Source organism: Streptococcus pseudopneumoniae IS7493 (assembly GCF_000221985.1).
In the GTDB taxonomy this organism is placed as follows: Bacteria; Bacillota; Bacilli; order Lactobacillales; family Streptococcaceae; genus Streptococcus; species Streptococcus pseudopneumoniae.
The window spans coordinates 561,842-573,565 of record NC_015875.1 but is presented as its reverse complement, the minus strand read 5'-3'; the positions used below and the strand labels follow the sequence as shown (position 1 = coordinate 573,565).

8 protein-coding genes and 1 pseudogene are annotated in these 11,724 nt (G+C 40.4%); 1 reads left to right on the top strand and 8 read right to left on the bottom strand.

The features are described 5' to 3' along the window. Window positions 1-14: 14 nt before the first annotated feature. The 4 genes and pseudogenes from metF to SPPN_RS03035 form a co-directional block, all read right to left on the bottom strand. On the bottom strand, window positions 15-881 hold the full coding sequence (gene metF / locus SPPN_RS03050; RefSeq protein WP_000089978.1) for a methylenetetrahydrofolate reductase [NAD(P)H]: 867 nt from the start codon (window positions 879-881) through the stop codon (window positions 15-17). 63 nt (window positions 882-944) lie between these two features. Next, on the bottom strand, window positions 945-3,194 hold the full coding sequence (gene metE / locus SPPN_RS03045) for a 5-methyltetrahydropteroyltriglutamate--homocysteine S-methyltransferase (RefSeq protein WP_000108257.1): 2,250 nt from the start codon (window positions 3,192-3,194) through the stop codon (window positions 945-947). 415 nt (window positions 3,195-3,609) lie between these two features. Next, the gene (locus tag SPPN_RS03040) at window positions 3,610-3,903 is read right to left on the bottom strand and encodes a helix-turn-helix domain-containing protein (RefSeq protein ID WP_000797748.1); all 294 of its coding nucleotides are present in this window, start codon (window positions 3,901-3,903) and stop codon (window positions 3,610-3,612) included. A gap of 58 nt (window positions 3,904-3,961) precedes the next feature. Further along, a pseudogene (locus SPPN_RS03035) lies at window positions 3,962-4,451 on the bottom strand (transposase); the annotation flags it as partial. Window positions 4,452-4,606: 155 nt separating this feature from the next. Between SPPN_RS03035 and SPPN_RS03030 the strand changes: the two are divergent. Next, complete coding sequence (locus tag SPPN_RS03030) at window positions 4,607-5,608, top strand: endonuclease/exonuclease/phosphatase family protein (protein WP_000590360.1); 1,002 nt, start codon at window positions 4,607-4,609, stop codon at window positions 5,606-5,608. 67 nt (window positions 5,609-5,675) lie between these two features. Here the strand turns inward: SPPN_RS03030 and pheT are convergent, their stop codons facing one another. The 4 genes from pheT to SPPN_RS03010 all read right to left on the bottom strand — a co-directional run bounded on the left by pheT (window position 5,676) and on the right by SPPN_RS03010 (window position 11,720). Then, entirely contained in the window at window positions 5,676-8,081 is a 2,406-nt protein-coding gene (pheT, locus tag SPPN_RS03025; RefSeq protein WP_000961530.1) for a phenylalanine--tRNA ligase subunit beta, read from the bottom strand. A 76-nt stretch (window positions 8,082-8,157) separates the two neighbouring features. After that, complete coding sequence (locus tag SPPN_RS03020) at window positions 8,158-8,667, bottom strand: GNAT family N-acetyltransferase (protein WP_000619957.1); 510 nt, start codon at window positions 8,665-8,667, stop codon at window positions 8,158-8,160. Continuing rightward, complete coding sequence (pheS, locus tag SPPN_RS03015; RefSeq protein ID WP_001818763.1) at window positions 8,667-9,713, bottom strand: phenylalanine--tRNA ligase subunit alpha; 1,047 nt, start codon at window positions 9,711-9,713, stop codon at window positions 8,667-8,669. Before pheS ends, SPPN_RS03020 begins: the two co-directional genes overlap by 1 nt. A 591-nt stretch (window positions 9,714-10,304) precedes the next feature. Continuing rightward, window positions 10,305-11,720: a glycoside hydrolase family 1 protein gene (locus SPPN_RS03010; RefSeq protein WP_000151848.1), complete on the bottom strand. Its 1,416-nt coding sequence runs from the start codon at window positions 11,718-11,720 to the stop codon at window positions 10,305-10,307. Between the last annotated feature and the right edge of the window lie 4 nt (window positions 11,721-11,724).

The following is an 11,724-nucleotide window of genomic DNA, read 5'->3' as shown; positions in this document are numbered from 1 at the left end:
TGGTTTGCTTTTTATTATCCTAGAGACTGATGATTAAACAAGGCATGGGTTGCTTGATGGATGTATTTTGCTGTTTCAGCATTGTTCATAGTGTAGAGATGCACACCTGCAACATCCTGAGTTACCAAGTCCACGATTTGGTCCACCGCATAGGCAAGTCCTGCTGCTCTGAGCGACTCAGGGTCATGCTCATACTTGTCTAAGATGGCTTTGAATTTACGTGGAAGATGGATATTCTCACAAGTCTTCAAGAGGCGGAGGGCCTGATTTCGATTCAGAATTGGCATAATCCCTGCATGAATAGGAACATCAATCCCAGCCAAGATACACTTGTCTTGGAAATCATAGAAGCGCTCATTGTCAAAGAAAAGCTGAGTCACAAGGCTCGAACAACCTGCATCCACTTTCTTCTTGAGATTTTGAATATCTAAAATCTGATTTGGCGAATCTGGGTGCCCTTCTGGATAGCAAGCACCAACAATATCAAAGTGAGGAGCTTGTTCCTTGATGAACTCAATTAAGTCAGTTGCATAGCGAAAATCCTTTTGCGGCTCCACATCTGGAATAATATCCCCACGAAGAGCCAAGATTTTCTGCACCCCAACCTTGTCCAAGTCCGCAATGGTTTCAGCCACCTTGTCCTTAGTCAAATAGATGGCTGGCAAGTGGGCAATGGTCGGAATCGCCAAGTCATTTTGGATAAAATCAGCCAAACGGACCGTCGTTTCCTTGATATTAAATTTATTATTGCTGGCAGTTACACTGATAAAATGGGGAGCCAACTCCTGCATATCCTGCAAGGCTGAAATAATGTTACCATTACCCACGGCTGGGTTTGGAGGGAACACTTCAAATGAGAGTGACGGTGTTTGGCGTGACATATGTAATAACCTTTTCTAGTTGATTTCTTTTTGAACAACCATTGTATGGAGAGAAATCTAATCTTACAATTTCTCACGCGCAGCTTTCGCTGCTTCAACAAGGCGGATCAAGCTTTCTTTTGTTTCTGGAATACCACGTGTTTTCAAACCACAGTCTGGGTTGATCCAAACTTTCTTGCTTGGCACTTTAGCAAGGATAGCTTCGATTGTATTGTCGATTTCGCCTTCATTTGGCACACGAGGTGAGTGGATATCGTAAACCCCAGGTCCCACTTCTGTTTGGAAGTTTTTCGCTTTGAGTTCGTCCAAGATTTCAAGGTTTGAACGGCTAGCTTCAAATGAGATAACGTCTGCATCCATGTTGTCGATAGCTGGGATGATATCTGTAAATTCTGAGTAACACATGTGAGTGTGGATTTGTGTATCTGACGCTACTGTTGAGTGTACCAAGCGGAAGGCAGGAATTGCCCAGTCAAGGTAGTCTTCGTACCAGTCGCTACGACGGAGTGGCAATTTCTCACGAAGAGCAGCCTCGTCGATTTGGATGATCTTCACGCCAGCAGCTTCAAGGTCAAGAACTTCATCCTTGATAGCAAGAGCGATTTGAAGAGTAGAATCCTTGATAGAGATGTCTTCACGTGGGAATGACCAGTTGAGGATGGTAACAGGTCCAGTCAACATACCTTTAACAGGTTTGTTTGTACGGCTTTGTGCATAGCTAGACCATTTAACAGTGATAGGGTTAAGACGAGTGACATCACCCCAGATGATTGGTGGTTTCACCCCACGCATACCGTATGATTGTACCCAACCATTTTTAGAGAAGAGGTAACCTGACAAGTTTTGACCGAAGTACTCAACCATGTCATTACGCTCAAATTCACCGTGAACAAGGACATCAAAGTCGATATCTTCTTGCCATTTGATCCATTCATCGATCGTTTCAGCAAGGAAAGCGTCGTACTCTTCTTGAGACAATTCACCTTTACGGTAAGCCAAACGTTTGGCACGAACTTCTTTTGTTTGAGGGAATGAACCAATCGTTGTTGTTGGAAGAGCTGGAAGTTTGAAAGCTTCTTCTTGGATAGCTTCACGTTCTGCAAAGGCTGGCAAACGAGTGTAGTCTGTGTCTGTCAAGCCAGCGATACGCGCACGAAGTTCAGCATTTTCACCAACACGCTCAGTCGCAAAGAGTTCTTTGTTGGCTGCAAGAGCTTCTGAACCTTGACCATTGCGGATAGCATCCAAGTCACGGATTTCATCCAATTTTTCAACTGCAAAGGCAAAGTGGTTCAAGATAGCTGGTTCAAATTCTTCGTTAGCTGTTGTAAATGGCACATGAAGAAGTGAGCATGAGCTTGTCAAAACGATGTTTTCAGCTGGGATTTGCTCAAGAACAGCCAAGCTCTTTTCGTAGTTGTTGCGCCAGATGTTTTTACCATTGACAATACCTGCATAGAGAGTCTTGTCAGCTGGGAAGCCACCTTTAACGAGTTCAAGAGTTTTCTTACCTTCAACAAAGTCAAGACCGATAGCATCTACTGGCAAGTTTACAAGGTCAGCGTATACGTCACGAACATCACCGAAATAAGTTTGAAGCAAGACTTCAAGACCTTTTTTGTCAGCCAAGAGTTTGGTGTAAAGGTTCAAGAAGAGAGCTTTTTCTTCGGCAGTCAAATCTTTCACAAGAGCCGCTTCATCCAATTGGATGCGAGTTGCACCAAGTTCAGCCAATTTAGCAAAAACTTCTTGGTAAGTAGCCACTAAGCTATCTACGAAGTCGTCTGCTTTCACGCCTTCTTCAAAGTCTGACAATTGAAGGAAAGTGAAGGGACCTACAAGAACAGGACGAGTGTTGAGACCAAGTTCTTTGGCTTCTTGGAACTCATCAAAAATCTTGTGACCTGCAAGTTTGACTTGAGTGTCTTTTTCAAATTTAGGAACGATGTAGTGGTAGTTAGTGTTAAACCATTTCTTCATTGGGAGGGCGCGAACGTCCCCTTTTTCTCCTTGGTAACCACGTCCCAAAGCGAAGTAGCGCTCAAGGTCAGACAAGTCCAAGTTTTGAACTGAAGCAGGTACCACGTTGAAAAGGAAAGCTGCATCTAGGAAGTTATCATAGTGAGAAAAGTCATTTGATGGAATCTCAGTGATGCCTTTTTCTTTGACAATGTTCCAGTGTTTAGCACGTAAGTCTTTTGCTGCTGCCAAGAGTTCTTCTTCTGTGATTTCTTTTCTAAAGTATTTTTCAGTTGTAAATTTTAATTCGCGGAATTCACCCAAACGAGGGAAACCGATGATTGTAGTTGACATGATGTGTCCTCCAAAATTTGTTGTTGAAACTATCTTAACAGAAAAGAAATCATCTGTATAATTGTAAAAAATTAGGCTTTGATATAGTTTGAAACTATATATCTGTTTTAAACAAAAGAAAAAGACCTGAGACAAATGCCTCAAATCCTTTGTATAGCGTGTTTTATAGCTTTATTTCAGTTATGCTCTTCAAACGCTTTATTAGTAATTCTTATAAGTGACTATGGCTTGTTATTAGAAAAGACTATAATACTCTTCGAAAATCTCTTCAAACCGCGTCAACGTCGCCTTGCCTTAGACATATGGTTACTGACTTCGTCAGTCTTATCTACAACCTCAAAACAGTGTTTTGAGCAACCTGCGGCTAGTTTCCTAGTTTGCTCTTTGATTTTCATTGAGTATGAGTCTACTCTAATCAACTCTTTTCCTGTTCGAGTGGGACGACTGCTAGTGTCTTTCCCAAACTGGCTAGGACTTTTAAGACTGTGTCCAACTGAGGACTAGTCTTGCCTGTTTCCATCCTAGCTATGACAGGCTGGCTTACTCCACTAAGTTCTTCTAGCTTTTTCTGACTGATTCCTTGCTCATGCCTGGCTTCAATCAGCTCACTCATGATAGCCACTCGCATATCACTTTCAAGGATTTCCTCCTTGGTAAAGAGTTGAGACCGGACATCCTTCCAATTACTCCCAATAGCACTATTCTTCATCTCTTAACCCTCTTTCTTTTACGTCTATGTATTTTTTGAAAAAATGAGCGAATTATAATTCGATAGATTGACCAGCGAGTTTAAAATTGGTGCTAGCTTGTTTCTTAAGCGCTTTTCCTTTTCTAGGGTAAAGCAGTTCCTGTTTGCTTAACCCCAATTTTACATGATGAATCCAATAGTAAATGGTTGAAATTCCCACGTTAACCCCTTTAGCCATCACCATCATTTCAGGCGAAAATTTTTGGTTATGATAGTGGAGAATCTTTTCCTTTAGTTCCTTGGTCAAGCTTGATCTCTTGACCGAGTGCTTGCGATTATTTTCATAAGACTGTTGAGCATAGTCGGCAGAATAAATCTCTTTGAAGCACCCTTTTCCAAGACATTTTCGGACTGTCCTACGCTTAATTTCAGTGTGGATAGTTTGAGGAGCTTTTCCAAGTAGAGAGGCAATTTCTCTATTTGATTTTCCTTCTTTTTTTCCATCGTTCGATTAAGCGACGACTATCGATTGTCAAATGTTTGCCTTTTGTAGTATAATTGTCTTGCATCTCCGTGACTTTTAATCATTTCAATCTTAAATTGGACTTTTTTTACTTGGGTTGTACTTAATCTATAAGGAAGACAATAAAAAGAATATCAATCGAGTAAAGTCACAAAGTCACATTAGCTCCGAGCAACCATTGCAAATCGAGGTACTCATACAATGATTAAAATATTTCTCTCTGCCTTTTCTGTCATTCTCTTTGCTATCCCTATCATAGCTTATTCTTTTTTTCCATCTTCTAATCTTAATATTTGGCTATCTACCAGACCTATCTTGGCACAGATTTATGCCTTCCCCTTAGCTACTGCAACTATGGTTTCTATTTTAAGTTTCGTATTTTTTTCCCTATCTTTTTACAAGAAAAATAAACAAATACGGTTTTATTCTAGCATCTTGCTCTTACTATCGTTCATATTACTATTATTCGGAACAGATAAAACCCTTTCTTCCGTATCAAATAAGACTAAAACCTTAAAATTAGTAACTTGGAACGTCGCTAATCAAATAGAAGCACAACATATTGAGCGAATTTTTAGCCATTTTGATGCCGATATGGCTATATTCCCTGAACTAGCTACCAATATCAGAGGTAAGCAAGAAAACCAGAGAATCAAACTATTGTTTCATCAAGTTGGACTTTCTATGGCCAACTATGATATTTTTACTTCTCCACCTACTGACAGTGGAATAGCTCCTGTGACTGTGATTGTCAAGAAAAGTTACGATTTCTATACAAAAGCTGAAACTTTTCATACAACACGGTTCGGGACAATTGTATTACATTCGAGAAAACAAGATATACCAGATATCATTGCTTTGCATACTGCTCCTCCTCTGCCAGGTTTAATGGAAATCTGGAAGCAAGACTTAACCATCATTCATAATCAATTGGCTTCAAAATATCCAAAGGCTATTATTGCAGGTGATTTTAATGCAACTATGCGTCATGGAGCACTTGCAAAAATAAGCTCTCATAGGGACGCATTAAATGCACTGCCACCTTTTGAAAGAGGAACTTGGAATAGCCAAAGTCCAAAACTTTTTAATGCAACGATAGATCATATTTTATTGCCTAAAAACCACTACTATGTTAAAGATTTAGACATTGTAAGTTTTCAAAACTCTGATCATAGATGTATTTTTACAGAAATCACATTTTAATTATTTTATATAAAATCACCCCTCTAGTGTTCATAAACTAGAGGGGGAATTTATATCCTACTATCGTTTAACGCACTTCTGCATTCACTTTTTCTTCGAGCGACGCTTGGATTTTTTCCATATATCGTGCGACTTCTTCGTCCGTTAAGCTATCTTCTGGATTTTGGAAGGTCAAGCTATAAGCCATGGACTTCATACCAAGTCCCAATTTCTCACCTGAGAAGACGTCAAAGAGTTTGATATCTGTCAAACGTTTCACGCCGGCAGCTTGGATAGCATCTACAACTTCTTGGTGAGTTACTTCTGCCTTGAGGAGAAGGGCAACGTCACGGCTGACTGCTGGGAATTTCGTGATTTCCACAAATGGAACAGCAGGTTGGAGCGCCCCTTCGATGGCTGAAAGGTTAAGCTCAGCTACATACGTTTCTGGAATATCGTAAGCCTTGGCAGTGACTGGATGCACTTGGCCAAGGAAACCAAGAACTTGGTCACCGAGTGAAATCACGGCTGTACGACCTGGATGAAGGCTAGCGATTTCAGATGTTGCTATATAGGTTACTTGGAGTCCCAAACGAGTAAATAGGGCTTCAAGGATTCCCTTAGCATAGAAGAAATCAACTGGAACTGCTGCTGTTTGGAAATCTTTTTCAGCAACTAAGCCTGTCAAGGCAAAAGCAAAGCTGTTGATCTCATTTGGAAGTTCTTCTTTTGGATTGCCTATCTGTTCAAAGACTTTTCCAATCTCGTAAAGAGCCAAGTTTTTGTTCTTACGAGCCACGTTGTAAGCAACTGTATCTAGGATACCAGAAATCATATTTTGACGGAGGACAGAACGGTCCACTGTCATTGGCCACATGAGTTCAGTAAGGTTACTTGGTTGAGCCGTAAACTCAACTGCTTTTTCAGGAGTTGTTAGAGCATAGGTGATGATTTCTGTCAAACCTGCTCCTTCAGCAATGGTACGAACTTGACGGCGAAGTTTTTGAGTTGCAGTCAATTCACCAGCTGTACCATCGTCTTTTGGAAGGCTGGTTGGCAAGCGATCATAGCCATAGATACGAGCGATTTCTTCAAAGAGGTCTGCCTCGATAGTGATATCCCAGCGACGACGTGGGACGCTGACTGTAAAGCTGTCTGCATTTCCAGAAAGACCAAAGCCAAGACGACGGAAGACATCTTCTACATCAGCGTATGAAAGCTCAGTTCCGAGGACACGGTTGACGTCAGCAAGGGTAGAAGAAACTTCCACATCAGAGGTATCAAGTTCACCCGCTGAAACGATACCTTTACGCACCGTCGCACCTGCAAGTTCTGCAATCATGCTAGCCGCCGCATCAAGGGCTTCGTTAACAGTTGCCACATTGATACCTTTTTCAAAGCGAGAAGATGACTCAGAACGAAGGTTAAGACGACCACTAGTCTTGCGGATAGATTTTCCGTTGAAGACTGCAGCTTCAAGGACGACACGACTAGATTTCTCAGAAATTTCTGTTGCTTGACCGCCCATGACACCTGCAAGGGCTACTGGTTTGTCTGCGACAGTGATAACTAAGTCATTCACCTCTAAGTCACGTTCTTCACCATCTAAAGTCACTAATTTTTCACCAGCACGCGCTTCACGCACACGGATGTCAGTCCCTTCAAAGGTATCCAAGTCAAAGGCATGCATAGGTTGACCAAAGTAGAGCAGGATGTAGTTTGTCACGTCCACTACGTTGTTAATAGGACGGATTCCTTCGTTCATGAGAAGGTTTTGCAACCATTGTGGACTTGGTGCAATCGTCACATTATCCAAGATACGAGCTGCATAGTAAGGCGCCTTGTCTGTATCAATGCCCACAGAAAGAACATCTGCTGCAGCTTGGTCAGTTTCTGAAAGAGTAAATTCTTTAAAGTTGACTGCCTTGTCATAGATAGCTGCCACTTCGTGAGCCACTCCACGCATAGAAAGGGCATCTGCACGGTTTGGTGTGATAGACAGTTCGATGATTTCATCATCCAAGTCTAGGTATGAGAAGACTTCCTCACCTGGAACGGCATTTTCTGGCAAAATTTGGATGCCATCTGCGAATTCCTTAGGCACAACTGAGTCAGAAATTCCCAATTCGCCAAGCGAACAGATCATTCCAAGTGACTCTAAACCACGGATTTTTCCTTTTTTGATTTTGTAGTTGTCAGCGATGCGAGCTCCTGGAAGAGCCACCATAACCTTGATACCAGCACGCACATTTGGGGCACCACAGACGATTTGACGGGCTTCTTCTTCGCCAACGTTAACCTGACAAACATGAAGGTGAGTTTCTGGCACATCTTCGCAGGACAAGACCTCACCGACGACAATTTTTGAGAGACCAGCAGCCGGTGATTCGACACCTTCTACCTCGATCCCTGTGGTTGACATTTTTTCAGCCAACTCCTGTGATGGCACATCAATGTCCACCAATTCTTTTAACCATTTATAAGATACAAGCATAATTTAGTTCTCCAGAATGACCATTGCCACACTGGTTCTTTTCCTTTCCTATCATTTCAATAGAAGAATCCTCTTCTTACCTTAATTTCTTTCGCAGTAACCAATCCGTATCTACTTTTTGACCAACCATAAAATGATGTTGGCTAAATTTTTCAAAACCATATCGATTATAAAACGCTTGAGCTTTTGTATTATGCTCCCAAACACCTAACCAAGCCCAAGAAAAACTATTTTTTGTAGCAAGTTCAAGAGCAAATTCAAACAGTTGCTTACCGAATCCAAATCCTTGGAATTTTTGTAGCACATAGAGGCGTTGAATTTCAAAAGCGTCCTCTAATTCTCTCTCAGTTTGAGCACTTCCCCAGTTGACTTTGAGAAAACCAGCTATCTCCTCTTCATGCATAATGAAATAGGTTTCGGAGTCAGGATTTTCCAACTCAGTTGATAAAACTCTCAGACTATAAGCCTCTTCAAAGTATTCCTGTAACTGCTCTTCCGTATTATCATGAGCAAATGTTTCACGAAAGGTTTGTTTGGCAATTTTAGCCAACACCTCAACATCTACCATTTCTACTTTTCTAATCATTATTTAAACTGTTCTGAGAAGCGGACATCTCCTTGGTAGAATCCACGGATATCGTTGATTCCATAACGGAGCATGGCTACACGCTCTTGTCCAAGACCAAAGGCAAAGCCAGAGTATACAGTCGCATCGATACCACTCATTTCAAGGACACGTGGGTGAACCATACCGGCCCCCATAATTTCGATCCAACCTGTTTTCTTACATACGTTACAGCCTTCTCCACCACATTTGAAGCAAGAAACATCCACCTCAACAGATGGCTCTGTGAATGGAAAGTAAGATGGACGCAAACGAATTTGACGCTCTTCACCAAACATTTTTTGGACAATCAACTGAAGGGTTCCTTGAAGGTCTGCCATAGAGATATTTTTCCCAACAACCAAGCCTTCAATTTGGTGGAATTGATGACTGTGGGTCGCATCGTCCGTATCGCGACGGAAGACACGCCCTGGCGAGATCATCTTCAAAGGACCTTTAGAAAAATCATGGGCATCCATAGCACGCGCCTGAACTGGAGACGTGTGGGTACGGAGCAAGATTTCTTCAGTGATATAGAAAGTATCCTGCATATCACGAGCTGGGTGGTCTTTTGGAAGGTTCATACGTTCAAAGTTATAGTAGTCTTGCTCCACTTCAAAACCATCCACGACTTGATAACCCATACCGATGAAGATATCTTCGATTTCTTCACTGGTTTGTGTCAAAACGTGACGGTGACCAGTCGCAACTGGACGACCTGGAAGCGTCACATCGATACTCTCGCTAGCCAGTTGAGCCGCGACTTTCTTTTCTTCCAAGAGCTTAGCTGTTTCTTCAAAAGCAGCTGTCAAGACATCACGAGCTTCATTGACGTGTTTCCCAATGATTGGACGCATCTCAGCAGAAACATCTTTCATCCCTTTGAGGATTTCAGTGAGCGAACCCTTTTTACCAAGGACAGAGACACGCAAATCTTGCATCTCTTTTTCATTTCCAGCAGTAATCTGCTTCAAGCTAGCCAGCGTTTCTTCGCGAAGCGCTTTTAATTGTTCTTCAATAGTTGACATATTTCCTCCATCAGTCTCTCGTAGATAAAAAGAAAACCACATGCCAAAAACTCCACTCGGAGCGTTGACACGCGGTACCATCCGTTTTCATCTGACAAGTCAGACCTTCATTTCTAAATCCATGCGCAAGTGAATTCACCCAGCTTTCATATAGAGAGCTTGCAGTCACGGCTCTCCTCCCTGATATACTTCCCTTGGGCTACTAGTCTTTCAGATTCCTATTCAATTACTACTTAGTTTATCAGATTTTTACCATTCTTGCAAGACCTATCTTACTTCTGCTTGTTAGCTTATTCTTATCTAACTTTATAGCGGATTGAAATAAGATGAAAACAAATCGATTGGGAAAGTAAAATTAATTTCTATAAACGTTTTAGCAATTGTTTCGTACTATTTTAGATTCAGTCTACTATATATAACCAATCTATCCTAAGTTAACTATTTATAATCGGCTCTCTGTAACAAAATTAAATTAATTAATCCCCCTATAAAATAAAGAGGTTTAGAATTTGATGTCTTCCAAACCTCTTTATTTCATATTTAATGAGATGCTGCCTTAACCGTGATAATATCTAATCATCAATAAACAAACTATTTGAATAAGGATTCTCCATTTGATTCAATCACTCCTTTATACCAAGTAAAGGACATTTTCTTATATCGATTGAATGTACCACTTCCATCATCGTTTCGATCAACATAAATGAGACCGTACCTCTTAGAAAGCTGTGCAGTGGACATAGAAACGCAGTCAATACATCCCCAAGACGTATAGCCCATAATTTCCACACCATCTTGTAGAGCTTCAGCTACTTGCAATAAATGTTCTTTCATATACTGAATTCTATAATCATCTTGGACTGTTAAGTTATTAAATTTATCTTTTATTAGTTGATCTTTAGCACCTAATCCGTTTTCTACTATAAATAATGGGATTTGATAACGGTCATAATATCTATTTAAAATTATACGTAGTCCAATTGGATCAATTTGCCATCCCCACTCAGAAGACTCTAAATAAGGATTTACTAAACCACCAATAATATTCCCTTGTCCTGAATTATACTGTGTTGGAAGAGCAGATTGAGTCACACTCATGTAATAGCTAAAGGATAAAAAATCTACGGTATAATTTTTTAATAACTCTGCATCTTCAGCTGCAAACTCTATGTTAATGTCATGTTCCTTAAAATATCTTTTTGCATAATTCGGATAATAACCTCTAACATGCACATCTGAAAATAGATAATTTAGATTCTCATACTCATGAGTCGCCCATACATCTTTTGGATTTGGAGTCATTGGATAAGCTGGCATAGCTAATACCATACATCCCACCTTAAACTCTGAATGAATCTCTCGAGCAATTTTTGTAACCAAACTCGAAGCGACTAACTCATGATGTATAGCTTGATATAATTCTTGTTTCGAAAGATTCTCCTTAGGTATATCTATTCCTCCACTAGTAAACGGTAATTCCAAAACAGAGTTTACTTCGTTAAATGTAAGCCAATATTTAACTTTATCTTTATACCTTTCTAAAACTGTTCGAGCAAATTTTTCATAAAAATGAATCATTCTCCTATCAATCCATCCATGATATTTTCTTGCTAAATATAATGGAGTCTCATAGTGTGAAAGAGTTACAAGTGGTTCTATCTCGTGAGCATGTAGTTCATCAAACAATTCATCATAATATTTCAAACCAGCTTCGTTAGGTTCTTCCTCATCTCCTTTTGGAAAAATTCTACTCCATGCAATAGAAGTGCGAAAAACATTAAAGCCCATTTCAGAAAACAAGGATATATCTTCCTTATATTTATGATAAAAATCAATACCTAATAATTTTAAGTTATCTTCTGTAGGATTTTCTGTTGCTTCTCCTAATCCACCTTTGGGTAACACATCCTGAACTGATAATCCCTTACCATCTTCATTATATGCTCCCTCTACTTGATTAGCTGCAACAGCTCCACCCCAAAGAAAATCATCTGGAAAAATGGTCATAACT

Excerpts from the sequence above, each read along its gene's own strand:
- pheS (WP_001818763.1), bottom strand. The coding sequence starts at position 9,713 with ATGTCAACTATTGAAGAACAATTAAAAGCGCTTCGCGAAGAAACGCTG.
- metF (WP_000089978.1), bottom strand. The coding sequence starts at position 881 with ATGTCACGCCAAACACCGTCACTCTCATTTGAAGTGTTCCCTCCAAAC.
- metE (WP_000108257.1), bottom strand. The coding sequence starts at position 3,194 with ATGTCAACTACAATCATCGGTTTCCCTCGTTTGGGTGAATTCCGCGAA.
- SPPN_RS03020 (WP_000619957.1), bottom strand. The coding sequence starts at position 8,667 with ATGATTAGAAAAGTAGAAATGGTAGATGTTGAGGTGTTGGCTAAAATT.
- pheT (WP_000961530.1), bottom strand. The coding sequence starts at position 8,081 with ATGCTTGTATCTTATAAATGGTTAAAAGAATTGGTGGACATTGATGTG.
- SPPN_RS03030 (WP_000590360.1), top strand. The coding sequence starts at position 4,607 with ATGATTAAAATATTTCTCTCTGCCTTTTCTGTCATTCTCTTTGCTATC.
- SPPN_RS03040 (WP_000797748.1), bottom strand. The coding sequence starts at position 3,903 with ATGAAGAATAGTGCTATTGGGAGTAATTGGAAGGATGTCCGGTCTCAA.
- SPPN_RS03010 (WP_000151848.1), bottom strand. The coding sequence starts at position 11,720 with ATGACCATTTTTCCAGATGATTTTCTTTGGGGTGGAGCTGTTGCAGCT.